This window comes from Haloarcula marina (assembly GCF_024218775.1).
Taxonomy (GTDB): Archaea; Halobacteriota; Halobacteria; order Halobacteriales; family Haloarculaceae; genus Haloarcula; species Haloarcula marina.
Window position 1 is genome coordinate 2,469,846 of record NZ_CP100404.1, and the last position, 21,274, is coordinate 2,491,119.

The 21,274-nt window shown below is 66.5% G+C and carries 20 protein-coding genes and 1 pseudogene; 8 read left to right on the forward strand and 13 right to left on the reverse strand.

Annotation, left to right across the window (positions count from 1 at the left end; genetic code table 11):
- Positions 1–30 precede the first annotated feature (30 nt).
- Together NJQ44_RS12960 and NJQ44_RS12965 are read right to left on the reverse strand one after the other, a co-directional pair.
- Complete coding sequence (locus NJQ44_RS12960) at positions 31–408, reverse strand: hypothetical protein (RefSeq protein ID WP_254271768.1); 378 nt, start codon at positions 406–408, stop codon at positions 31–33.
- Between the two features lie 101 nt (positions 409–509).
- Positions 510–1,556 carry a phytoene/squalene synthase family protein gene (locus NJQ44_RS12965; protein ID WP_254271769.1) on the reverse strand — a complete coding sequence of 349 codons (1,047 nt, stop codon included), beginning with the start codon at positions 1,554–1,556 and terminating at the stop codon, positions 510–512.
- A 159-nt stretch (positions 1,557–1,715) separates the two neighbouring features.
- Here NJQ44_RS12965 and NJQ44_RS12970 point away from each other — a divergent pair, with 159 nt between their 5' ends.
- Complete coding sequence (locus tag NJQ44_RS12970) at positions 1,716–1,949, forward strand: DUF7996 family protein (RefSeq protein ID WP_254271770.1); 234 nt, start codon at positions 1,716–1,718, stop codon at positions 1,947–1,949.
- Positions 1,950–2,053: 104 nt separating this feature from the next.
- Positions 2,054–3,379, forward strand: coding sequence for a glycoside hydrolase family 68 protein (locus NJQ44_RS12975; RefSeq protein ID WP_254271771.1), 1,326 nt, complete (start codon positions 2,054–2,056; stop codon positions 3,377–3,379).
- Positions 3,380–3,381: 2 nt separating this feature from the next.
- On the opposite strand, the gene NJQ44_RS12980 is transcribed toward NJQ44_RS12975, so the two are convergent.
- Together NJQ44_RS12980 and NJQ44_RS12985 are read right to left on the reverse strand one after the other, a co-directional pair.
- Positions 3,382–5,517, reverse strand: coding sequence for a GH32 C-terminal domain-containing protein (locus tag NJQ44_RS12980; RefSeq protein ID WP_254271772.1), 2,136 nt, complete (start codon positions 5,515–5,517; stop codon positions 3,382–3,384).
- Positions 5,518–5,872: 355 nt separating this feature from the next.
- The gene (locus NJQ44_RS12985) at positions 5,873–7,678 is read right to left on the reverse strand and encodes a hypothetical protein (RefSeq protein ID WP_254271773.1); all 1,806 of its coding nucleotides are present in this window, start codon (positions 7,676–7,678) and stop codon (positions 5,873–5,875) included.
- A gap of 259 nt (positions 7,679–7,937) precedes the next feature.
- On the opposite strand from NJQ44_RS12985, the gene NJQ44_RS12990 reads away from it, so the two are divergent.
- Positions 7,938–8,123 carry a hypothetical protein gene (locus tag NJQ44_RS12990; protein ID WP_254271774.1) on the forward strand — a complete coding sequence of 62 codons (186 nt, stop codon included), beginning with the start codon at positions 7,938–7,940 and terminating at the stop codon, positions 8,121–8,123.
- Here the strand turns inward: NJQ44_RS12990 and NJQ44_RS12995 are convergent.
- Together NJQ44_RS12995 and NJQ44_RS13000 are read right to left on the reverse strand one after the other, a co-directional pair.
- The gene (locus tag NJQ44_RS12995; RefSeq protein ID WP_254271775.1) at positions 8,120–9,193 is read right to left on the reverse strand and encodes an actin-like salactin; all 1,074 of its coding nucleotides are present in this window, start codon (positions 9,191–9,193) and stop codon (positions 8,120–8,122) included. The two genes, NJQ44_RS12990 and NJQ44_RS12995, sit on opposite strands and share 4 nt — an antisense overlap.
- Before the next feature lie 73 nt (positions 9,194–9,266).
- Complete coding sequence (locus NJQ44_RS13000; protein WP_254271776.1) at positions 9,267–9,764, reverse strand: FlaD/FlaE family flagellar protein; 498 nt, start codon at positions 9,762–9,764, stop codon at positions 9,267–9,269.
- Positions 9,765–9,936: 172 nt separating this feature from the next.
- On the opposite strand from NJQ44_RS13000, the gene NJQ44_RS13005 reads away from it, so the two are divergent.
- Both NJQ44_RS13005 and NJQ44_RS13010 read left to right on the forward strand, forming a co-directional pair.
- Positions 9,937–10,830: a ParA family protein gene (locus NJQ44_RS13005; protein WP_254271777.1), complete on the forward strand. Its 894-nt coding sequence runs from the start codon at positions 9,937–9,939 to the stop codon at positions 10,828–10,830.
- Positions 10,827–11,834, forward strand: a complete 1,008-nt coding sequence (locus NJQ44_RS13010) for a chemotaxis protein CheW (RefSeq protein ID WP_254271778.1) — start codon at positions 10,827–10,829, stop codon at positions 11,832–11,834. The genes NJQ44_RS13005 and NJQ44_RS13010 overlap by 4 nt, the downstream gene beginning before the upstream one ends.
- Here the strand turns inward: NJQ44_RS13010 and NJQ44_RS13015 are convergent, their stop codons facing one another.
- From NJQ44_RS13015 to msrA, 6 genes and pseudogenes are all read right to left on the reverse strand, one after another.
- On the reverse strand, positions 11,835–13,037 hold the full coding sequence (locus NJQ44_RS13015) for an NAD(P)/FAD-dependent oxidoreductase (protein WP_254271779.1): 1,203 nt from the start codon (positions 13,035–13,037) through the stop codon (positions 11,835–11,837).
- 60 nt (positions 13,038–13,097) lie between these two features.
- Positions 13,098–13,496 (reverse strand): antirestriction protein, encoded by a 399-nt coding sequence (locus tag NJQ44_RS13020; RefSeq protein WP_254271780.1) that lies wholly within the window; start codon positions 13,494–13,496, stop codon positions 13,098–13,100.
- A 48-nt stretch (positions 13,497–13,544) separates the two neighbouring features.
- Positions 13,545–14,516, reverse strand: a complete 972-nt coding sequence (mvaD, locus tag NJQ44_RS13025; RefSeq protein WP_254271781.1) for a phosphomevalonate decarboxylase MvaD — start codon at positions 14,514–14,516, stop codon at positions 13,545–13,547.
- Positions 14,517–14,579: 63 nt separating this feature from the next.
- Positions 14,580–14,753 (reverse strand): annotated as a pseudogene (locus NJQ44_RS13030) (YegP family protein); the annotation flags it as partial.
- A gap of 58 nt (positions 14,754–14,811) precedes the next feature.
- Positions 14,812–15,348, reverse strand: a complete 537-nt coding sequence (locus NJQ44_RS13035) for a cob(I)yrinic acid a,c-diamide adenosyltransferase (RefSeq protein WP_254271783.1) — start codon at positions 15,346–15,348, stop codon at positions 14,812–14,814.
- 50 nt (positions 15,349–15,398) lie between these two features.
- Positions 15,399–16,067 (reverse strand): peptide-methionine (S)-S-oxide reductase MsrA, encoded by a 669-nt coding sequence (gene msrA, locus NJQ44_RS13040; RefSeq protein ID WP_254271784.1) that lies wholly within the window; start codon positions 16,065–16,067, stop codon positions 15,399–15,401.
- A 105-nt stretch (positions 16,068–16,172) separates the two neighbouring features.
- Here msrA and NJQ44_RS13045 point away from each other — a divergent pair, with 105 nt between their 5' ends.
- From NJQ44_RS13045 to NJQ44_RS13055, 3 genes are all read left to right on the forward strand, one after another.
- The gene (locus NJQ44_RS13045; RefSeq protein ID WP_254271785.1) at positions 16,173–16,343 is read left to right on the forward strand and encodes a DUF7838 family putative zinc beta-ribbon protein; all 171 of its coding nucleotides are present in this window, start codon (positions 16,173–16,175) and stop codon (positions 16,341–16,343) included.
- 73 nt (positions 16,344–16,416) lie between these two features.
- Positions 16,417–16,623, forward strand: a complete 207-nt coding sequence (locus NJQ44_RS13050; RefSeq protein WP_254271786.1) for a DUF7511 domain-containing protein — start codon at positions 16,417–16,419, stop codon at positions 16,621–16,623.
- A gap of 38 nt (positions 16,624–16,661) precedes the next feature.
- Positions 16,662–17,030: a response regulator gene (locus NJQ44_RS13055; RefSeq protein WP_254271787.1), complete on the forward strand. Its 369-nt coding sequence runs from the start codon at positions 16,662–16,664 to the stop codon at positions 17,028–17,030.
- Here NJQ44_RS13055 and NJQ44_RS13060 read toward each other — a convergent pair.
- Positions 17,027–21,253 carry a PAS domain S-box protein gene (locus NJQ44_RS13060; RefSeq protein ID WP_254271788.1) on the reverse strand — a complete coding sequence of 1,409 codons (4,227 nt, stop codon included), beginning with the start codon at positions 21,251–21,253 and terminating at the stop codon, positions 17,027–17,029. The genes NJQ44_RS13055 and NJQ44_RS13060 overlap by 4 nt on opposite strands.
- Between the last annotated feature and the right edge of the window lie 21 nt (positions 21,254–21,274).

The following is a 21,274-nucleotide window of genomic DNA, read 5'->3' on the forward strand; positions in this document are numbered from 1 at the left end:
TACGCTCGCTCTATTTTCTTCGCGTTCGGGTCAGAGCCCGAGTTTGTCCCGCAGACCGCCGCTCGACGAGGAGTCCCGACGCGGCGGTTCCCACTCCGTCGGCAGTTCGTCGGCGAGGTCTGCGACTTCGTCGTCGCCGAACCGCGAGTCCTCGCTGGCGTACTCGAGCCAGTCCGCCCACTCCTCGTCGGAGAGCGTCCCGCGCGAGTCCGCGCCCCACTGGTCGACGAGGGCGCCTCGGTCCCGGAACGGGATGTCCATGCCGCTGTCGCCCCAGTACAGCGGCGAGAGCGCGAACGCGTGGCTGTCGCTGTCGAGCCAAACCAGCCGGTACGGGTAGTCGTTGTACAGGAACACGTCGTCGGGGTCGACCACGTCGCCGTTCGGGAGCTCGAGGGTGTCGCTCATACCATAACGGAAGCGCGCACGCCGTTTCAGCGTTGTGCGCGACTATCGGCCGAGACGAAAGTGAGAATGTCGAACCGGTCGGTCGTCCGGTGGTCGCCGCGTCAGTACTCGTGGAGCGGGCGCTCGCGAATCTTCGCGCGCAGGTCCGCGACGGCCGGGTCGTCCTCGCCGACGAACTGCTGGCAGACGGCGTGGACCTCCTCGCGAGTGATTTTGACGTTCCCCTCTTCGATAACGTCGGCCGGGCGCGCCCGCAGTTCGCGGATGGTCCCGACGGCCAGCAAGAACGGGATGGCCCACGCCGAGAGCGTGTTGCCCCGCGTCTCCGGCATCGCGTCGAGCCAGCGCTGCGCGCCGTCGAGGTAGCTCTCGGCGCGGTCTGTGACCCGTTCGATGACCGGCACCAGGGCGTCGACGCGGTTCGTGTCGCCCACGTCGTCGTGGTCCAATCCCTGTTCTTCCAGCAGTTCCAGCGGGAGGTAGACGTTGTTCTCCTCTTCGATGTCCGTGGCGGCGTCCTTGGCGACGTTGACCAACTGGAGCAGGAGGGCGAACGCCCGCGCGTTGTCCTCCATCTGCTCGCGCTGTGCGTCCGTCGCGTCGGGGGCCACGAGACCTGTCACGAGGGTTCCGACGGTTCCGGCGGCGTACCAACAGTACTCTTCGAGTTCGTCGAGCGTCCGAATGCGCAGGCCGCCCTCGTCGGCGTATCGGTCGACGAACATCGCCATCCCGTCGACGAGTTCGCGGACCGGTCCGCGGATAGCGTCGAGCGACTGGGTCTCCAGCGACCGGAAGACGCCGACGGCGCGGGCGGCGTTGGCGACGACTTCCCAGTCGGCCGACCGGGTTTCGGGAAGCCACTCGGCGGCCGCCTCGTCGAAGGCACGGACCGAGGCGTCGGTGGCGGGGTCCAACACCCGACTGTATAGGCGGAGGAGGTCCGCCTGCGCCGCCGGAGGGATGTGCCCCGCGTCTTCGACGGTGTCGGCGACCCGGCAGAGAAGATACCCGACGCAGATGTCGCGCGCCATCGGCTCGTCGAGTTCCGCAATTGTCAAACTAAACGTCCGCGAGACCCGGTGGACGGCGTCGTAACACCACTCAATATCTTCTTGTGACGACCGGCCAGTGTGGTTCTGAGACATTCCCGTCACCCGGCGTAGGGCGTACTGTAATAAAAATGGGACGGCTGTGATACGACGGTCGCGTGGTACGTCAGCAGACATCACGCCCCGAAACGCCACCCCTAAATCCGCCACGCCCGAACTATCGGTATGACCGTCGACTGCGCGGAGGGGCGGTAGATGGACCGCACAGACACCGTCGTCCTCGGACTGACGATAGCGGCCGTCGTCATCGTCCCCGGCCTCGCGAACTCGTTTCTGAGCCAGTACGGCTACCCGTGGGTCGGCAGCGCCGTCTGGGCGCTCGGCTACGGCGTCGGCGTCGTGTACATCTGGTATCAGTGGATTCGACCGCTCGACATCAGCGCGCCCGAAGGGGTCGGCCGCGCCCCCGACGACGACGCCAAGGACTGAGCGTTTCGGTTCGGTCGCCCGACGAAAACGAACACGAACGCATATACAACAGCAGTTGTAGTCATCCAGAAACCCTTATCCCCGTCCTGAACACACACGAAGCCATGAGCGAACAGTCACTCGGCGAGGGGGCCTCCGGGTTCAAGGCCCGCGCCGGTTGGACGCGCGAACAGGCCGCCAAGATACGACGGACTGACGACACCGTCGCACCCATCGTCTATCCGCCCGACGACGACCAGATTCCGGAGGTCCACATCTGGGACACGTGGTTCCTCCGCGAGCGCGACGGAACGCTCGCCGAGGTGAACGGCTACCGCGTCTGCTTCTCGCTGACCGCGCCCGCGGACCTCCTTCCGGGTAAGCGCCACGACGTGGCTACCATCCGGTGTTTCTACTCCGACGACGGGCGCAACTGGCACAACGCCGGTCCCGTCTTCGACGAAGCGCTGGGCCAGCGCCAGTGGGCCGGGTCCGCCCTGTACGACGACGACGGGTCCGTCTACCTGTTCTACACCGCCGCGGGGGAGGACGACGCCGAAGAACTCACCTACGGCCAGCGAATCGTCGGGGCCAGCGGCGGGACCATCCACACCGGCGACGGGTTCGCCATCCACGGTCCGTGGACCCACCACGAACTCCTTCACCCGGACGGCGAGCGCTACGAGCGCGAGGACCAGTCACGCGCGATGATTTACACCTTCCGCGACCCGTGGTTCTTCGAAGACCCCGCGACGGGCGAGACGTGGCTGCTGTTCGAAGCGAACTCCCCAGTCCCGGAGGGGAGCGACGCCTGCGGCGGGGACGCCGAACAGCAAGGATTCAACGGGAGCGTCGGCCTCGCACACTCGCCGACGGGCGACCCGCTGGAGTGGGAACTCCAAGACCCGCTCATCGACGCTGTCGGGGTCAATCAGGAACTGGAGCGCCCCCACATCGTCTACAAGGACGGTCTGTACTACCTCTTTATCTCCAGTCACCTCCACACGTTCGCGCCGGGGCTGGAGGGGTACGACGCACTGTACGGCTTCGTCGCCGAGGAGTTCAGCGGCGACTACGTCCCGCTGAACGAATCGGGACTGGTCGCGACGAACCCCGCGAACGCCCCCTTCCAGTCGTACTCGTGGATGGCGTTCCCGCACGACGACGAAGTGCTGGTCCAGAGCTTCTTCAACTACTTCGACTTCGCGGGCGAGACGCTGGACGAAATCGCACATCTCCCGGAGTCCGAGCAGATGCGACGCTTCGGCGGGTCGCTGGGGCCGACGCTCCGACTCGACGTGGAGGGCACGAAGACGAAGATTATCGGCAAACTCGGCCACTGGCACATCCCGATGCGCGGCGAGACACTGCCGCCGACCGAACGGGAACTGATTCGCCGAGCGCGCGCCGGTGAAGACGCGGCGTCGAGCTATCACGCCACCGAGAACTGACCCTACTTACTCGGCGGTTCGCTGTCCCACGCCGACTCCATCTCCCAAACGTCGACGGAGGCTATCGTCGCGCGGCCGTCCTCGGCCGACAGCGAGATGCCCGTCGCATCGTCGCTCGTCGGATAGACGCGACTCGTCAGGCAGTGCCGCTCGTTGGCGAACACCTCGACGATTGAGCCGTCGACGAACACGCGCAGCGACAGCGGCGAGTCGTACGGCGTCACGCGCATCCGATGGGTGGCGCGGGTCGCCTGCGGGTCCTCGCTTGCCGTCGCGCGGTCGACCGTAATCTCGCTGTTGCGCGTGTACCGTATCGGCGTGTACTCGTCTCTGTCGGGCGACTCCAGCACCGAGAGTTCCACCGCCTCCGCGTCCTCCAGTCTGATAGTGGCGCGGAACTCGAAGCGCCGACTGTCGGCGTTCAGTCGGTGTCTGTCGCCGTCGAGACGGAGTTCGTCTCGGTGGGTGTTCTCGCCGCGAAGCGCCGTCAGTTCCGGCGCAGGACGCTGACAGAGGCCGCCGTCGTCAGCCAGCGACAGTTCTCGGGGCAGGGACATCGCGCCGGACCATCCGGCGTCCCACTGGGCACTCACGTCGCGGGCCTCCGGAATCCAGCCCCACGTGAGGATGCGGCCGCTGTCGGTCCACATCGACTGCGGGGCGTAGAAGTCGCCGTGGTCGAGTTTGTCCCGACGCTCGGCGCTGAACTCGCCGTCCTCGTACGTGCCGAGGAAGTAGACCACGTCCTCGTAGTTCGAGACGTGGAGGAGTTGGTGGTCCCCGAAGTCCAACAGTTCCGGGCACTCCCAGACGGTTCCGGCGGTGTCCCGGTCGCCGGTCAGAATCGGGCCGCAGTACTCCCAGTCGCGGAGGTTCTCCGAAGTGTAGAGGAGCGCCGCGCCGCCGCCGCCCTCGATGCCCGCGCCGATGAGTTGGTGCCAGACGCCGTCGTCGCGCCAGACACAGTGGTCGCGGAACTCGCCCTCCCAGTCCTCGGTGCGGAGGACTTCCGGTTCCGTCGGCGTCTCCTCGATGATGGGGTTCGCGGGGTCTTTGACCCATCCGGTCAACTCCTCGTCGGCCGCCGTCGCGATACACGGCAGTTGCTTCTTCTCGCGGCCGCCGGTGTACAGAATCGTCGCGACGCCGTCGTCGTCGACGGCACAGCCGGACCAACAGCCGTCGCGGTCCGGGCCGTCCGGCGACGGGGACAGCGCCACGGGGCGGTCCTCCCAGTGAACTAAATCGTCGCTGACGGCGTGGCCCCAGTGGATGGTGTTGTGGAACGGCCCGGTCGGGTTGTACTGGTAGAACACGTGATACCGGTCGTTCCAGTGGATGAGGCCGTTGGGGTCGTTGAGCCAGTTCCCCGGCGAGGTGAGGTGGTAGGTCGGCCGGAGCGTGTCCCCGGAGAGGCGGTCGCGGACCTGCGCCATCGCCCCGAGGTCTTTCGGGTAGTCGGTGAGCGGGTCCGCTTCGCTCACGCCGAGGTGCGTCAGCGCGTTCGAAATCAACGTCTGCCGATTGCCCTGACAGATGTCGTGCGTCGGCTGGAGGAACGAGACGGCCGACCCGATGCCGAGCGCGTGGCCGTCGCCCGGGTGCCACGTGATGACGCTCATCTGCTTGACCACGTCGGTTCCGCCACGGGCCGTGCTGGCGAGCACTTCGCCCGCCGTCGGGGCGACGCGTTCGTACCGGGCGTACGGGACTGTCACGCCGCCGCCACGCGTGTGGACCCGGAGCGTGTCGAAGCCGTCGGTGACGGGGTGGTCCTCGTACAGCACCTTCCACAGCGGCCCGGTCGGTTCGGGAATCTCCTCCCATCCGGTCGCGTCCGGGCCGACGGCGTCGAAGCCGAGCGGTTCGACCGCCGCCACCGCACCGAGCGTCAGCAGGAGTCGACCGCCGTTCCTGACGTAGGTGGACAACGCCTCACCGCGCGCCCCCGAGAGCACACCGTCGATAGAGGGGTCGTCACGATGCCACCAGAGCACGTCGTACGCACTCGGGTCGACTGCCGAGAGCGGACACCGCTCCACGTCGTCGAACGTCGTCTCGCACCACTCGTACGCTGCCGTCTGCTCGTCTGACGGAGAATCGACGAAGAGGCAGCCGACACGTAGCGACTGTACCATTGGCGGTACTCACCCCCTCAAACATAAAAACATTCGGCAATCGTTCGTGTCCATTCCTGAACGAACGTGAACGAACGCACGGCAGAGCGAGTGTCGTAGCGACCCGTTGGTACGCGCCGACCCTGAATCAGTGCTATCCGAAACTCGTCGACACCGTTCCCTATCAGGCGACGCGCGCCTGTCTTGCCTCGGGTTTCCAGTCGATAATCGTCTCGTGGCACCGCGGACAGACGAACTCCGTCAGTTTCGTCGTCTCGTCGTTGTACGTCATTCGCGAATCGCAGGACGGACAGTTCATGATAATTAATAACACACGATACAGCGGCTTAAACCTTTGTTCGGCCGTTTCGGTATTTCAGGCCGTCGAGACGGGGATTTCAACGTTTTGGGCCTCGACGATAGCGGCGAGGGCGGCCACGTCGAGGACGCGAACGTCCGCGTCGGCGGCCCGGTCGGAGGCCGCCTCGCTGAGCGGTCCGTTCGCGACAAGCAACACCGCGTCCACGTCACCGGTCCGTCGCGCGGCGGCCTCTTCGACGGTGGCCGCCGTTACGTCTCCCTCGGGCGCGTGGACGACCACGCCCAGTTCGGTGTCGTCGGCCCGACTCGCGACGGCGTCGAACGGGTCGTCGTCTGGCGCGGCCGACGCGTCCCACACCGTCTCACACAACGCGTCGACGACGAGGTCGGTCAGCATCGACCCCGCCAGCGCTCTGAGATGTTCGACCGTCGCCGTCGACGCCCCCTCCACATCGTCGGCTTGCAGCGCCTCCGAATCGATGCCCGTCTCGGCCGCGTCGGCGTCGCCCGCGTCGGCCGGGTCACCGAGCGTCCCGGAGGCGGCGTAGTTCGGTTCCGGTGCCGCCTCGATGTGGTCGTCGAATGTCTCGCCGTCACGCATCGCCTCGGTCCGTTCGAGACGCTGTTCGGCGGCCGTGAGGTCGGCCTCCAGGTGCTGCACGGCGTCGGGGTAGCAGTCGTGCGCCGTCGCAAGCGCCGTCTCGAACCCGGCGATGGCGTCCTCGTACGCTTCGAGCGCCGCCGGGTACTGCTCGGCGTCCCGGTACCAGTCCCCGGCCCGCATCGCGTCCGTGGCGACGTTTCGCCGGGCGGACGTGAGGTATTCAGCGACGGTGCCGAGTCGGTCCCGGATTTTCGCCGGGTCGCCAGCGAACCGCCGGTCCTCCGCGCCCCAGTCGAGTTCCAGCGTCGCCCGGTAGTGACGCATCGCGTCCCGCCAGCGTTCTGCGGCTACCTCGGGGTCGTCTGCGTCGGCCGCCTCGTTGTCGGCGGCGACGGCCTTCCGGAGCGGCGACTGGCACAACTGAGCAACGATGTCGTCGAGGCGGTCTCGCTCGGTGCGAATCCCTTCCACGCCCTCTAGCAGGGTGTGGTCGAGAGCGAGCGCCGCGTCGTACTCCTCGCGGGCGCGTTCGTACGCCTCGTAGGCGGCCTCGTAGTCCTCCTCGCGCCAACGGGACTCGCCTTCGTCGGTCGCCCGCCGCGCGCGACCGACCCGAATCTCGGCGGTGGTTCGCTCACACCGCTCCTCGACGGGTTCGACCCGTCGGCGGAGCGCGTCGCCGGGGCGCGTCGTGCTGAACCGAAACGCACTGGCTCTCGCCGTCTCGATGCGGTCTCGCGCCGTCCGCGTCGATTCGAGCGCGGCGTCGTAGTCGCCTCGGTCCCGGTGTTCGGTCGCGGTCACCAGCGCCTGTTTGACGCTGTCGAGTTCGTTCTCGACGTGTATCCACGCCTGCGAGGCATCGTCGAGGTACTCGGCCACGTCGTCGAGTCCGTCTGTCCCGGTGTAGAGATGCCACGTGGAGTCGCCGTCGCGCCGGAGCGTCAGGCGACCGGTCCGGATGCTTGTCGTCGTCTCGACGCCTTCGATTTCGGCGAACGGCAGGAGCAACTCCCGGTCGCCCTCGCTGTCCCCCACCAGAACGATGACGCGCTTGTCAGTCACGACGGCGATGGTCCGAAAGCCGCTCCCCGGTTGGATGTGGTCCTCGACGCCGTGCGAGTCGACGACGATGCCGTTCTTCCGATTCGTCAGGACGAACTGCGGCGTCTCGTCGGCGTCGACGGCGGCCGCTGCTGGCCGGTCGCAGAGATATCCCCCGGACAGGACCCCACCCCGACCGGTTCGAGTGAGCACGTCCGGCGGCGCGCCCCTCTGATTATCTATTTTGATAACATTGCCCATCAACAGCGGCTACAACGTCGGAGAACAAGAGATTCACTCATGATTTCTGATACCGGGATGTGAAATTATGATCGGTGGTCGCGATTGTAAACCTCTCGGACGAGATTTGGCCCCCGTCTGTCGGTTTTGACGAGGAGGCGCGGTCGCCCCGCCGTCTCGGCAGACGGGCGTCTGACTGAACTTTAGGTGTCATGGTCGACTAGTCCTGGGCATGCCACGCGTACGACTCGACCTCTCCGCTCACGAGGGCCGGTCGGAGTTCCACGACCGGTCGACGAACGAGTTGGACATCCGTATCGACACCGACGTGTTCGACGTGCTCTCGGGCAATGCCCCCGAGCGACGCGAAGGGATGTCTTCGACCATCGAACGGTGGCTCGACTGCTGGAGCGGTTAGTTCTGGACGAGTCGGGCGGCGATGCGCTGTGCGCCGATCGTGGGCGCGATGTCGGGCTTGTCCGCCGCCGTCGCCTCGATTTCGCGGTTTAGCTCCTCGCTGAGTCGGTCCTCGAACTCCTCGACGATGCCGGGGATGCAGGCCATCCCGCCCGTGAGGACGATGGGGCGGTCGAGGGCGAGTTGGTACACCTTCATGTAGTCGTTGGCGAGTTCCGGGAGGAACGTGTTGGCGAGTTCGTCGACGGCGTCGTCCAGATACTCGTCGACGGCGTCCATCACCGAGCGCTCGATGGTGAACTCGTGGGTGCCGCCACCGGGTTGCTGGATGATGTCGGTAAAGGGTTCGAACTCGACGAAGTCCGCGTGTTCTTCTTTGTACTCGCGGGCGGTCTGGGTGTCGATGTTCACCCGGCCCTGGGTCTCCTCCTCGACGTAGTTCGCAATCATACGGTCGACTTCGTTGCCGGTGACCGCGCCGGTCGTGAACGGTGCGAGTTGCTCGCCGCGACGATAGGCCGAGGCTTCGAGGTTCGTCGACCCCATGTTGACCGAGAGGAAAATCTCGTCGATGGCCTCTAAGTCGTCGCCGAAGGCGGGAATCGACCCGCACAGCGACTCGGGGTAGCTCTCGACCATCGAGAGGCCGATGGAGGAGTCCTCGATGACCGACCGGAGGTTGTCCAGACCCGCGGGGTTGTCGATGGTCGGGATGGCGTAGACGACGCCGCTGTCCGCGGGGATGTCGTTCTCCTCGATAATCGCCTCGAAAAATCGCTTGGTCATCTCCGCCCTGTCGGCGTCCTCGGGCAGGCCCGAGCGGAGCATGTACTGCACGCGGTCGGGGTACTCGCGGGCGGCCTCCTCGCCGTAGAGGACCTTCTCCTCGCCGGTGAGGGCGTCCTCGTACGTCGCCATACAGGTCAGCGTTCGGATGATGCGGTTCTCGGTCCCGTGGTCGTCCGGGAGGGCGATGACCGTCCGGGTGCTTCCGAGTTTCACACCGACCGGCACCGACCGGCCACCACCGGTCGTCCCCTCGGTTGCGTCCTCGGCGTCGTCGTCACTCATGTACGGTCGCGTCTTATCGCTGTTTCGCTATATAACCTTACGACAAGAATCAGTGCTGATACCGACGGTGCGGTCAGACCATCGCCGTCAACTTCGCGACGTAGACGAGGCTCAGCATGTGGTCGTCGACGCTGAGTTCGTTGTCGTCGTTCGTCGCCGACTCGTCGATGCCGAGGAGGTAGTCCGAAAGGTCCGACTGCACGTCCTCGGTTATCCAGTCGATGGACTCGTAGTAGTCCAGCGCTTGGTCGGCCCCCTGATACCCCGAGTGCATCAGCAGGAACTCCAACCACTCGAAGACGACGAACTCCGCGGCGTACGTCTCCGGCAGGGACGCCAGGTAGGGTTTCTCCGCGCTCTCGCCGGAGAGGAACGGGAGGAGTTCGCGGTACAGGCCCGCGCGGAAGGAACTGCCTGCGAGCACTTCGTCGTCGCCGCCCTCCAGTCCGATGTCGAGGTTCGAGGGGTCGGGCACCTCCTCGTCGTCGCCGAGTCCCCCGTTGCGGTCACCGCGCTGACGCGCCATCTTGCGCAACTCGTCTAAGTCGTAGTCGCGCGGATTGATAGTCATGAGACTTCTGTTTCAGCTACGCCAAGTTAAATCTTACACTCGGTCAGACGGGCGTCAGACGGTGTCTCCGGGCCGCTGGGGCGAAATCCCGGGACAGCCCCCGAATTACGCGGATGATAATCGGGGGCGTATTTTTATAGTGTGGGGCATCCGAGATTCGCCCACTTCGACGATGAACCGGCACTCCGCGACCGGACCGGCCCGTATCTGCGTGACGAACGCGAAGGGCGGCACCGGAAAGACGACGGTAGCTATCAACGTGGCCGGTGCGTTGAACGACAGGGGCCGGGACGTGCTGTTCGTGGACTTGGACCCGCAGGGCAACGCCACCGAGGGGTTGGGCCTCGTCGACGAGTACGACGCCCAACCGCCCACGCTGTTCGACGCGCTCACCGGCAGCCCCGAACTCCTCGGTGACCTCGTGGTCGAACACGAGGAGATGGACGTGATTCCGTCGAGCATCGACATGCTCCAAGCGGAACACGAACTGACCATCGCGGACCTCATCGCCCGCGTCCGCACCGGCGGCCCCGCCGTCGACCCGGCGACCCTCTCGCAGTTCGCTATCAACGTCACGCCCGAGATGGTCCGAGGCGACCACGCGCTGGACACGCTGGACCGCGCCTTGCAGACGGTGTCTGGGTACGACTACGTCATCATCGACTCGCCGCCGTTCTACGGGAAACTGACCGACACGGGCGTCTTCGCCGCCGGACACATCCTCATCCCGGCGCTCGCGGAGGCTACCTCCGAGCGAGCCATCGAACTCCTGATGGACCAGATGGCCGCGATGGAACACCAGACCGGGACCAGCGTCGAGACGCTGGGCGTGGTCGCCAACCGCATCGAGACCACCTCCGAGGACGAGATGATGCTGGAGTGGTTCAACGCCGCGTTCCCGGACAGTCCCGTCTGGGAGGTCCGCAAGCGGGTGGCCCTCCAGCGTGCGTACACCCAGGGGAACTCTCTCTTTGGACACGACGAGGCCTGTGACATGGCCGACGTGTTCGCAGACATCGCCGCGACGTTCGACGAGCAGTTCGGCTACAACGAGGTAACAGCATGAGCGACGACGACCGTATGGACCGAGCAGAGCGCATCCGCAACATGCGCGCGGGGAACAGAGGCGACGACGGCGCGGACGAGGCGGACGCCGAGTCCGCGGACGACTCGTCGACAGACGCGCCGGAACCGGCCGAGTCGGCCGACGACGCGGTGGCCGACGCCGACGCCGAATCCACGGACGACGCGGACGAGACGGTGACCGACGACGCCGCGACAGGCGTAGACGCGGAGGCGGCGAGCGTCGAGACGGCCGCCGACGAGGCGTCCGAACAGGCCGCCAAGACGGCGGCGGCATCCACCGGCGACGGCGACGACGACAGCGCGGCCGACGCCACCGCGGCGGCGGAACGCGCGGCCGCCGCGGCCGCACAGATTACCGACGACAGCGACCCCGCTGGCGTCACGACACAGCGGGACGTTTCCGCGACGGCGTCGCCGATGCAAGGCCCGAGCGGCGTCGAACTCCCGGACCAGCAACTGCTGGAGGAGGCGATGGCGACGAGCAACGCCGCCCGGTCACAGGGCGCGACCCGCGCCGCCGCCGTCGGCGAGGAGTCGACCCAGAAAGAGGAACTCGTCCGCGTCTTGGAGTTCTCGCTCGGCGACGAGTACTACTGTCTGGACATCGAGTACGTCGAGGAAATCGTCAAGCGCGAGACCGTCACGCGCGTTCCGAACACCCCGGACTACGTCGACGGCGTCGTCGACCTCCGCGGACAGATTACGACCATCCTCGAACCGAAGGAGATGATGGATATCGACGAGGCGGGCGACCAGAGCCTCATCGTCGTCTTCGACCCCGAGATGTTCGAAGAGCAGGGCGCTGTCGGGTGGGTCGTCGACGAGGTCCGACAGGTCGTCCCCGTGGCCGAGTCCGAGGTGAACGACCCGCCGGTCGACGCTGAGTACATCAACGGCGTCGTCGACCGCGAGGACCACGACCAGTTCGTCATCTGGGTCGAACCCGACGACGCCTTGGCGGCCGCCACCGCCGAGGACGACTGACTACTCTTCTTCCGATTCGGAAACGTCGACGATGTCGTCGGGCACGGCATCGATGGCGTCTCTCTCCGCGATATCCAACTCCTCTCGGACGAGGTCCGTCGCGTTCCGAATCGCACCGACGCTTCCGAGGTAGCCCGCGCCGACGGTGGTCTTCAGCGCCAGCGCCGGACGACCGGTGAGGACGGTCGGTCCGACCTTCGCGACGGCGTCGTCGCCGACCGAGACGAGCCACCCCGGTACTTCGAACCGGTAGCGGGTGAGGCGAGGTTCGAATCCGCCGTCGTCGTCGCGCAGATGTGCGACCAGCGTCCCGACGTTGTCGGCCGCGACGCGGGCCGCTCGAATGGCCGCCGAGGCGCTGGCGGGGACGGCCTCGCCGTCGCTGTCGACCACGCGGGCGGCGTCGCCGACGGCGAACGTCGCGTCGCCGAGTCGGAGGTCCGCGCGGACGACCGGACGCTCGTCGCGCAGCGCTTCGGGTCCCTGTATCCCGCCGGTCCAGACGAACTGGTCGTAGCTTAGTTCCTCGCCGGAGACGAGCGATATCGCGTCGCCGTCGGCCGAGGTGACAGCAGTTCCAGTGCGGACGGTGACGCCCGCATCGAGGAGCGAGTCGTGAACGGCCCGCTGGAACGACTCGGGGAACGTCGGCGCGACGACCGCTTCCTGTTCGAGCAGACAGACCGCCACGTCCACGCCCTCCTCCTCGGCCAAGGCGGCCAATTCGCCAGCGACTTGCACGCCGGAGAGGCCCGCGCCGCCGACGACGACCCGGTCGCCGTCGTCCAGTTCGAGGAAGTCGTCGCGAATCTCGCGGGCGTGCGAGAGGCGTTTCAGCGGCGTCGCGTGTTCGCGCACGCCGCCGAGGTCGTAGTAGGCCGTCTCCGCGCCGAGACACACCGCGCCCACGTCGTACGAGAGCGTCTCCTCGCCGTCGTCTGTGGCGAGCGTCGCGGCCCCGGCGTCGGCGTCGACGGCCGTGACCTCAGCCTGCCGTACCTCGCAGTCCAGCACCTCGCGCAGGTCGACGGTGATGTCGTCGGCCAGCGAGGGTCGCCGGACCACCCGGTGGAGTTCGTGTTGCACGAGGTGGTCCCGTTGCTCGTCGACGACGACCAGTTCCACGTCGGCGGGCAGTGTCCGTTCGAGCCTTCGAGCGAGTGTCAGTCCGGCGTATCCGGCACCGAGGACGGCGACGCGCATGGGGTCGAGTTAGGGTCGACGGCGGTTTAACCCTGTGCCAACGGGGTCGGTCGTCCCGTCTTATACGCGTTCTAGCGCGGCCTCCGGAACCGGTCGGACGAGACCGTAGAGAACCCGGTATCCGAGGGAACCGACGTAGAGGCCGAAAATCGCGTCGAAGTACCACCGCACGAGCGACCGCTCGACGACGATCGGCAGGGCCGCGACAGCGGCAGTGAGCATGATGCCGGCGACGAGCAACAGCGGGTGGTCGTCGGCGTAGTCACGGACCGCGTACACCCGGTCCGGCAACGCCTCGTGTTCGAAGCGGTGTTGAAGTGCGGCGATGGCGAGACCCACCGAAGCGATGAGGAGGGCGTCTATCGCTCCCGGGAGTTCGGGCCGTAGACTCACGAAGAAGGCCAGTCCGCTGAGTCCGACGCCGAAGTGGAGCACGAGGAGGCGGCGCGCGCGGTCCATCGTCCGCATCTCTCTCGGAGTCGTCAAAGATATTTCGCGGCCGTCGGGTCAGAACAGCGCGGCGTCCTCGTCTAAGACCTGTGCGGGGCCGCCGACCTCCCAGACGCGGGTGTCGACGCCGCAGTCGTTCACTGCCGCCTCGACCCGGTCGACGTATTCCTCGGTGGTGTTGACGTAGACGCTCGCGCCGGTGTCGACCGAGAAGTACACCGGGACGCCCTCATCGCGCAGTTCACGGACGGCGTTGAAAATCTCGATGGTGCGCGGTTGCCAGTACACCCACCCGGCGGGGCCGGTCATCGTCGTCGCGGCGAGCGACAGCGAATCGTGCTCTGCGAGTTCGAACGCGCGGCCGAAATCGGCGTCGTACAGCGCGTCGCGCATGTCCGAAATCTGGCCGTGGATGTGGGCCATCCGCGCCTCGAACATGTGACTGTCGGCGGCCTCGGCGTGGGCGGCCTCCGTCTCCTTGTACGAGGGCACCATCCCGGCGACGATGCGCAGGTCGTCTTCGAGGTCGGTCTCGATGCGTTCGCTCCGGCAGTCCTTGTCGTTCATCCCGGTCCGGAGGTGCGAGAACGCCCCAGTGACCGCGCGGGCCGCCGAGGAGGACCCACGACGGGCGACCGTCGAGATTTCGGGCCGAGTCATGTCCAGTCCGGCGGCCTCGACCAGCGCCATCGCGGCGGCGGCGAAACCCGACGAGGAAGACCCGAAGCCGATGTTGGTCGGGAAGTTGTTGGTCGACTCGAAGCGGACGCCGTGGTCGATACCCGCGAGGTCGCGGACGTGGTCGACGACGGCGTCGATGCGCTCGGCCCCGCGGCCCTCGACTGCCTCGCCGTCGATGACGTACACGTCTTCGTCGCGGTCCGGGTCGAACTCGGCGGTCGTCTTCGAGTGACTCGGGGCCGTACAGACGGAGATGCTGTCGTGGTACGGGAGGCGGAGTTCCTCGTCGCGCATCCCGTGGTACTTGACCAAGCCCTGAATCGGGTGGGCCTTCGCGGTCGCTTTCATACCTCACCCTTCCGGGCCGGTCACTTCCCTATTACGAACCCGCGGCGGCGGCCGCGGACGACCTCAGGCGTCCTCGCTTTCGGCCGCTGGCGCGTTCGATTTCACCCCCTCGATGCCCTGTTTGGCCGTCGCTTGGCTCGCGTACCCCTCGCCGCTGGCGGCGACGATGTTCCCGTTCGCGTGGCGCAGTCGCCACCGCCAGTCGTCGGCCTCGTCGCGGGACAGTTCGCCAGTGGCACTCACAACCGTGTCAAACGGCAGTGACGTGCGAGAATATCTGGGGCTGCAGGCGGTGTCAGTAGTGCGGACTCTCCTCGCGGACGCCCTCCCGCTTGTTGACGAGTCGCGCCAGCGTGAACAGGGCGTCCGAGAGGCGATTGAGGTAGACGATGGCCGTCTCGTTCACCCCGGCCTCCTCTGCGGCCAGGGAGACGGCGCGGCGTTCGGCCCGGCGACACACCGCGCGGGCGTGGTGGAGTTTCGCGCCCGGTTCGGACCCCGAGGGCAGGATGAACGATTCGAGGGGGTCCAGTTCGCCGTCGGCCTCGTCGATGACGGCCTCGATTTCGTCGACGTGTCCCTCGTCGATTTGCGGGTCGTCCTCGTCGGGTTGGGGGTTGGCGAAGTCCGCCTGCACGATGTGGAGATGGTTCTGGACCTCGCGGAGGTGCTCGTCGATGTCGTCGTACCCGGTGGGACGGACGACGCCGACGAGGGCGTTTACCTCGTCGACGGTGCCGTACGCCTCGATGCGCCGGGAGTCTTTCGCGACCCGGTCCATCGTCCGCAGGTCGGTCTGCCCCTGGTCGCCGCGGCCGGTGTAGATGGTCATATCCGACAGTGAGCGTGCCACGGTCAAATAACCGCGGGCGGCGCGGTGACTCAGAGCCGACGGCGAACCTCGGAGAGCGCCGCCGGAGAGAGGTCCAACTGTGCGAGTAACTCGCGGCGTTCCTGTTCGTCTCCGTGGCCCGCGACGAAGCCGTTGAGTCGCGCGGCGGCCGTCGAGTCGACGAACGCCGGACCGTACAGCGACTGGAGTTCGTCGCCGACCACCGGCGTCGACTGGAGTTCGTACTTCTGGTGATACTCCTCGGCGAGCGTGAACGACGCGAGCGGTTCGATAGCCGTCTGGACCGACTTCCCGGTTCGCTCTTCAAGTGCCGCCTTCGACGCGACGGCGGCCTCGCGTTGGGCGTCGTCGTGTGCGAGGACGACGCCGCGGTACTGGCGTTTGTGCGGCGTCGTAAACGGACTGTGGTTCGCCCAGAACACGTCCAGTAAGTCCTCGTAGGCGAGTTCCTCGGGGTCGTACTCGACCTGTACGACCTCGGTGTGGTCGCCCAGCGAGTAGTAACTGGGGTCGGGGTCGGTCCCGCCAGCGTATCCGACGCGGGTCCGAACGACCCCCGGTATCGCCCCGAAGCGGGCGTCGGGTCCCCAGAAACACCCCATGCCGAACGTGGCCGTCGCCGTCTCCGCCGGACCGGGGGCCGCCGCGTCCAGGGAGAGCGCCGTCAGTCCCGTCGCGTCGGCGTCAGAGCGTGCCATACACGCTATTGGTTCCGGCGGGGCTTGCGTGTTTGGCTCTCCGCTCGGCCGGGCGAACTGCCCGAAACCGGGACCTTCAATTGCACCGACCCAGAAACGGGGTGTATGAGCCTCGAACTTGAGCACTACTGCCCGGAGTGCGAGGAGTACCGGAACTTCTGGAAAGTCGCCAGCACCACGATGCACCTCGGGACGAAGGTCAAGTGGCACTGCCCCGAGTGTGACTACGGGTTCGTCCGCATCAACGGCGAAGTCGACACCGGCCAGACCGCATAGACGCCTCAATAGCCGTATAGAGAGTTCTTAGCAGTCGTTTTATTCTCGGGTGGAGACCCATCAGATAGACCCGATGAGTCTCCATCCCGACTGGGTTGCCGACGACACCTGCGACGGACCCGCGCGCCGAGACATCGACCTGTCGGCGACGGTCGTTCGATACACGGACCGCCCCGACCGATGCACCGTCTACCCGCCCGGGTCGTCCGGCGTCGCACGGATGTCGACGTGGATAAGCGCCGACGCCGACGCGTTTCTCGACATCGAGACGATGCGATGACAGTGCGTTTTTTACCGTTCGAAAGCGAATCGGTGGTGATGAGTATCGAGGTGTTACTAGTCGACGAGGACCGCGACGTGCTCGAAATCGTCGGGACGTTCCTCGGGCAGGAAGACGACCTCGAAGTGACGAGCGAGACGGACCCGGAGACCGCCCTCGAAATGGCGCTCACGGGGGAGTACGACGCCGTCGTCAGCGACTACAAGATGCCGCGACTCGACGGCGTGGAACTCTGTACGGCGATTCGGGACCGCGGTCACTCGTTCCCCTTCTTGCTGTTCAGCGCTCGCGACCCCGACGACGTCGAACCCGCGGCCGCCGAGGCGGGCGTGACCGAATTCGTCCAGAAAGGAACGGGAACCGAGCAGTACGGCGTTCTCGCCGACCGAATCCGGGACGCGGCTTAAACGTCCGTCCGGGGGAGTTCGAGCGTCACCGCCGCCCCGCCAGCGGCCGAGTCGTCGAACGAAACTGTACCGCCGTAGGCCTCGGTCACCCAGATGACCAACCAGAGGCCGAGACCGCTCCCGTGGCTTAACTGCGTTATCGGTTCGTCGCCGGTCAATACGTCGAGTTCGTGGTCGGGAATCCCCGGCCCGTCGTCGCTGACCGTGACTCTGACGTGGTCGTCGCCGACGCTCACGTCGACGCGTATCGTCGGGTCGTCGCCGGAGTGTTCGAGGCTGTTCTCGAACAGTTCGTTGAGGACGCGCGTAAACCGACCGTCGGCGGTGCGGGCCGCCGTCTCCGGGACGCTCGTCTCGACGGTGGCCGCGGTGGTCTCGTCGTACGTCTCGGCCAGTGATTCGACGGCCGACGGCGCGTCGACCGGTTTCGTCCCCGCGTCCTCCCGACGGATGGAGCGCTCGACTTCGCGCGCACGGTCACTCACCGCCGCCACGTCGGTGGCTTTCTGCTGGAGTCGGTCGACCAGCGAGAGGAGCATCTCGTCTTCGAGTTGCTCGCCGAGTTCGTCGGCCAACCCCAGCACGACGGTGAGGTCGTTCCGAAGGTTGTGCCGGAGGACGCGGTTCAGGACCTCCAGTCGGCGCTCGCGCTCCTTCTGGTCGGTGATGTCGGTGTAGATGCCGAAGCCCCACTGGCGGCCGTCGTCGCGTTCGTACGGCACGCCTCGGAACAGGAAGTCACGGAAGCCGTCGGCGGTGCGGCGGCGCACCTCGGCTTGCACGGTGTCGCCGGTGGCGTCCATATCGAGGAGGTGGTCGGCCTCCGGGTGTTCCGCCTCCTCGGGCGGCGTGATGAGCGCGGACAGGTGGTCGCCGAGCGCCTGTTCGTGGTCGTAGCCGAACACCTCGGTGAACGCGGGATTGACCGACCGCACCGTCGGCGCGTCGACGGCCTGTTCCGTCTCGACGACGGCGTCCGGGAGGTTATTGAACAGGTAGGAGAACCGGTCGCGCTCGTCGCGGAGTTCCTCGCGGGTCCGCTTCAGTTCCGTCAGGTCGCGGACGACGCCGACCGTGCCGCGGAACACGTGGTCGTCGATGAGCGACACCTCGATTTCCGCCGGGAGTTCTTCCCCGTCGACGGTGACGAGGTGCGTCTCCATCTGGATGGATTCGTTCTCTCTCTCGGTCCGGAGGTCACGGATGCGCCGCTCGAAGGCGGCCACGGACCGGTCGTCGAGGACCTCCCGGGGATGCTCGCCGAGCATCGCCCCCCGCTCGAATCCGAGCCAGTCGGCCAGCGGTTCGGTGACCAGTTGGAACCGTCCCTCCTCGTCCAAGACGTACACCATGTCCCGGACGTTCTCCATGACCGTCTCGTACCGCATGAGGTCCTGTTCGCGTTCGACTCGGTCCAGCGCGGCCGCGGCGTTCGAGGCGAGAATCTCAGCGACGGAAACGTCGGCGTCGTCGAAGGGGTCCGCTTCGTACGTGGCGACGCTCAGGATGCCGTGGTCGCCAATCGGGACGTACATCGCGGCCGTCGCGTCCTGACTGTCGTAGTTCGTCACGTCGTCGAAGTCGTCGACACGAACCGTCTCACCGCGTTGGAACGCGGTCCCGGGGAACGCTTCGTCGTCGTCGTACATCGGCCGGTCGGGCATCTGTTCGCTTCCGGCGACCGGTTCGAGCGCCCCCGATTCGCGGTCGTGTAGTCTGACGAGGTTGAGGTCGAATCCGAGTTCGGACTCGGCGGCGGCGACGACGGTTTCGGCCACGTCGGTCTTCGACCGGCCCTGCATCAGCGACCGCGAGGTGTCGAGCAGGCCCGACAGTTTCGCGTCGCGCTCCCTCTGGTCGGTGATGTCGTGGAAGTACACCGAGAGGCCGTCGGTCGAGGGATAGGCGTTGACTCGGAACCACCGCTCGACCGGCGGATAGTACTCCTCGAACGTGACCGGTTCCTGCGTCCGCATCGCCTCGTGGTACGCGTCGTAGAACGTCGCGTCGACCGCTTCGGGGAACATCTCCCAGAGGTCTTCGCCCATCACGTCGTCGGCCGACCGCCCCAACACCTCCTCGGCGCGGGCGTTCCAGTAAGTGAGCGTCCAGTCCTCGTCGACGGCGAAGAAGGCCGCGCCGATGCGGTCGAGTATCTGCTCGATGCGGCGGTAGGCGTCCCGGAGTTCGAGTTCGCGTTCGCGCCGTTCCGTGACGTCGCGGATGACGCCCGCGGTTCCTTCGAGGCGGCCGTCGTCGTCCCAGAGGGCGGTCATGTGGTCCTCTGCGGGGAAGCTCTCACCGTCCGCCCGCTGGAGCGAGAGGTCGAACGTCTCCACGTCCTCGCGGTCCTCGAACACCATCTCCCGGACGAGCGATTCGGCCTCCTCGACCACGTCGGGCGTCTTGATGCGACTGGTGTGTGAGCCGAGTAAGGCCGCCTCGTCGTGGCCCGTGAGCGAGGCCATCGCCTCGTTGACGAACGTGAAGCGACCGTCGTCGTCGAGCGCGTACACGCCGTCGTCGACGGCCTCGATGATGTCCTCGTAGTGTTCCAGTTCGTCCTCCCGTTGGCGGCGTTCGAGTTCCCGGCTGACCCACTCGACGAGCAGTTCGAGGAAGGTCTGCTGGGCGTCGGTAAACGGCGACGTTCGGGGTTCCGTGTCGGCGAAACAGAGCGTCCCGTAGAGGTCGCCGTCGACGTGGATAGCCCCGCCGTAGTAGCACGCGAACCCGCTCGTCTGGTAGGCCGCCTCGTCTCCCCACCCCTCCCGCTGCGCGTCCTGAATCTGTAGCGTCTCCCCGCCCTCGACGATTTGCTTACAGAAGGTGTTGTCGAGGTGCGTCGACGTACCGGGTTCGATGACCGGGTGGTCGCCGACGACCTGCAACACCTCGTAGTCTTCGCCGTCGATACGGCTCAGGTACCCTATCGACAGTCCGAGGCGGTCCGCGCCGAGTTCGAGGACGCGGTCTAAGACCCCCTCGCGCGAGAGGTTCTCCTGTGCCGCGAGTCGGTTCAGCGCCCGGAGGCTCTCGTTGTTGGTCTGAAGCTCCAGTTCCCGGTGTTTCTGGTCGGTGATATCCGTCGCGATGGCCACGAGACGAGGGGGGTGTCCCTCCCGGTCCTCGATGACGCCGTTGGTGTATATCCACCGCGTCTCGCCCCCGACCGTGGCGCGGAACTCGACTTCGTACTGTTCGTCGCGCTCGCGGGCCTCCGCTAACCGAGTCTCCAACCGCTCTCGGTCCTCGGGATGGACGTACGCGAAGAAGTCCTCGGTCGACCCGCCGAAGGCCTCCGGCGTCGTCTCGAAGAGGTCGGCCGTCGCGGCGTCCCAGATGACCTCGCCGGTCGCCAAGTTCACCTCGTAGACGCCGGTGTCTGTTCCGTTCAGCGCCACGTCCAGTCGCCGGTTCGTTCGCTCTAGTCGCCGTTCGCGCTCCTTGCGTTCGGAGATGTTCCTGATAACTCCGGTACAGTACCACTCCTCGGAGAGTTCGAAGTCCTCGAAGGAGACGGCGGTCGTGATGGTCTCGCCGTCGGCGTTCACCAGCGGGAACTCCAGATACTCCCAGTCGACGGACCGTTCCCGGTCTTCGAGATAGTCCCTGACGGCGGTGAGGTGTGGCCCCTGTAGCGAATCGGGCATGAGTTTCGTGAACGACTCGCCGACCAACTCCTCGCGGTCGTACCCGGTCAGCGCCATCGCTTGGTCGTTCACGTACGCGATGTGACTGTCCGAGTCTATCGTGATGACCGCCGCGGAGATACTCCCGGCGATGGCTTCGGAGGAATCGCCCAACCGAGTGGAGTGGTCATCCGAGCGAGCGTCCGTCGACGGCCCCTGCGACGCGTCGCTTTCCAGCGCGCGAATCCGGTCTTCCGGGGGCGTCTCGCTGCGCGGGACGTACTCGGTCACGCCGAGACGCGTCGCTTCGGCGGCCACTCGACCGTCCGGAGTCCCGGTACACAGCAACACCGGGAGTTCGGGGTGAGACGCGGAGATGGCCTTCAGAATCTCGAGACCGTCCAGGCCCGCGTCCGGGGCGTGGTCGCAGACGACGTAGTCGACGGCAGTCGTAGACAGCGAATCGAGGGCGTCGGCACGTGAGGTCGCGGTCTGCACGGCGAGGGCGGGGTCGGCCGTCAGCGAAAGCGAACGAGCGCCGTCGGCCACCGGTGTGGGGCGGACGTGTAAGACGACTGTCTGCTCAGACATTCGATGATACGACCGTAATCC

What these genes read in the sequence shown, in the direction of transcription:
- NJQ44_RS12960 (WP_254271768.1), bottom strand. Translation starts at nt 408, where the DNA reads ATGAGCGACACCCTCGAGCTCCCGAACGGCGACGTGGTCGACCCCGAC.
- NJQ44_RS12965 (WP_254271769.1), bottom strand. Translation starts at nt 1,556, where the DNA reads ATGTCTCAGAACCACACTGGCCGGTCGTCACAAGAAGATATTGAGTGG.
- NJQ44_RS12970 (WP_254271770.1), top strand. Translation starts at nt 1,716, where the DNA reads ATGGACCGCACAGACACCGTCGTCCTCGGACTGACGATAGCGGCCGTC.
- NJQ44_RS12975 (WP_254271771.1), top strand. Translation starts at nt 2,054, where the DNA reads ATGAGCGAACAGTCACTCGGCGAGGGGGCCTCCGGGTTCAAGGCCCGC.
- NJQ44_RS12980 (WP_254271772.1), bottom strand. Translation starts at nt 5,517, where the DNA reads ATGGTACAGTCGCTACGTGTCGGCTGCCTCTTCGTCGATTCTCCGTCA.
- NJQ44_RS12990 (WP_254271774.1), top strand. Translation starts at nt 7,938, where the DNA reads ATGCCACGCGTACGACTCGACCTCTCCGCTCACGAGGGCCGGTCGGAG.
- NJQ44_RS12995 (WP_254271775.1), bottom strand. Translation starts at nt 9,193, where the DNA reads ATGAGTGACGACGACGCCGAGGACGCAACCGAGGGGACGACCGGTGGT.
- NJQ44_RS13000 (WP_254271776.1), bottom strand. Translation starts at nt 9,764, where the DNA reads ATGACTATCAATCCGCGCGACTACGACTTAGACGAGTTGCGCAAGATG.
- NJQ44_RS13005 (WP_254271777.1), top strand. Translation starts at nt 9,937, where the DNA reads ATGAACCGGCACTCCGCGACCGGACCGGCCCGTATCTGCGTGACGAAC.
- NJQ44_RS13010 (WP_254271778.1), top strand. Translation starts at nt 10,827, where the DNA reads ATGAGCGACGACGACCGTATGGACCGAGCAGAGCGCATCCGCAACATG.
- NJQ44_RS13015 (WP_254271779.1), bottom strand. Translation starts at nt 13,037, where the DNA reads ATGCGCGTCGCCGTCCTCGGTGCCGGATACGCCGGACTGACACTCGCT.
- NJQ44_RS13020 (WP_254271780.1), bottom strand. Translation starts at nt 13,496, where the DNA reads ATGGACCGCGCGCGCCGCCTCCTCGTGCTCCACTTCGGCGTCGGACTC.
- mvaD (WP_254271781.1), bottom strand. Translation starts at nt 14,516, where the DNA reads ATGAAAGCGACCGCGAAGGCCCACCCGATTCAGGGCTTGGTCAAGTAC.
- NJQ44_RS13035 (WP_254271783.1), bottom strand. Translation starts at nt 15,348, where the DNA reads ATGACCATCTACACCGGCCGCGGCGACCAGGGGCAGACCGACCTGCGG.
- msrA (WP_254271784.1), bottom strand. Translation starts at nt 16,067, where the DNA reads ATGGCACGCTCTGACGCCGACGCGACGGGACTGACGGCGCTCTCCCTG.
- NJQ44_RS13045 (WP_254271785.1), top strand. Translation starts at nt 16,173, where the DNA reads ATGAGCCTCGAACTTGAGCACTACTGCCCGGAGTGCGAGGAGTACCGG.
- NJQ44_RS13050 (WP_254271786.1), top strand. Translation starts at nt 16,417, where the DNA reads ATGAGTCTCCATCCCGACTGGGTTGCCGACGACACCTGCGACGGACCC.
- NJQ44_RS13055 (WP_254271787.1), top strand. Translation starts at nt 16,662, where the DNA reads ATGAGTATCGAGGTGTTACTAGTCGACGAGGACCGCGACGTGCTCGAA.
- NJQ44_RS13060 (WP_254271788.1), bottom strand. Translation starts at nt 21,253, where the DNA reads ATGTCTGAGCAGACAGTCGTCTTACACGTCCGCCCCACACCGGTGGCC.